The organism is Ferroplasma sp. Type II (assembly GCF_000496155.1).
This window is the reverse complement of record NZ_KI542788.1, coordinates 2,028-3,152: the sequence shown is the minus strand read 5'-3', so window position 1 is coordinate 3,152 and position 1,125 is coordinate 2,028. Positions and strand designations below refer to the sequence as shown.

Here is a 1,125-nt window from a genome sequence, read left to right as displayed (position 1 = left end):
AGAAATAAAATCGCCATAGAGGCACCCACAGGATCGGGAAAAACCAGTTTTATCCTGTACCTTGCATTCCTTACAGGAAAAAAACTGATTTATTTAACCAGGACACATAATGAATTTACAAGGCTCTATGAGGATAACCAGAAATATTTCAATATACCCGCTTTATATCTCTTTGGAAAAAGCAAGTTATGTCCGCTCAAGGAGAGATGGTATGATTCTGAAGATGACGGGCAGAAAAATGTCTGCAAGGGATGCCCGCTGAAAGACAAAACGATTAAACTTGAGCTGAAAAATATAGGTTCTCCTGAGAATTTCCTGGTGGACATGGCAGAAGATTCCACGGAGCTAATCAGGCAGGATATTGAATCGAAAGCTATGGGGCGGGATACAAAAGGAAACCTGGTTTCAATAAAAAAGGAGAACATGAAATCATACTGCCCATATTATTCTGTAAGGTCAAATATGGCGGATGCACAGATAATTGCCATGACATATAATTATCTTCTCAATCCATCAATAAGGTTCAATGTTTTTCATGGAACGGAAGGGGAGGAAATGATAAATCTGGATGATTACTATATAATTTTTGATGAAGCTCATAATCTGGACTCTGTAATAGAGGATTTTGGGCGTTCATTGCAGATAAAAACCGTTGAAAAGGCTATTGACCTGCTGGTAAAAGATTTCCCCATGGAACACAATAATTCCTATGAGAGGGTGGAGGCAAACCTGATACTGGAAAATCTACTATCCAACATGAGCTCAACAAGGGCTACAGATAACCTGAAATCGTTCAAATTTTCCAGTGACTTTGCATCACGGATAGCAAATCTTGAATCTCTGCAAGTTTTCAGCGACGAATTCGATAAAAAAAATGAAAACAGGCCACTTAAAAAGAGAAGCAGGAATTATCTCGAAAACGTTTACAATTTTCTTTATGATTACCAGAGGATGGAAAACGGTTCAATATATTCTTCTGTAAACAATCCAGAAAAAAAGGATATAAAGCTCAAATTGATGTATTATGATACCTCCGGATATCTTTCATTCCTAAGCAATAATCCAGTTATTTTCATGTCANGAACAATGCCATCCGAGGATCATATCTCANAGGTATGGAATATG

The 1,125-nt window shown here is 37.5% G+C and carries 1 pseudogene; it reads left to right on the top strand.

From position 1 onward, the window contains the following. Positions 1–1,125 (top strand): annotated as a pseudogene (locus tag AMDU4_RS11390) (ATP-dependent DNA helicase); the annotation flags it as partial.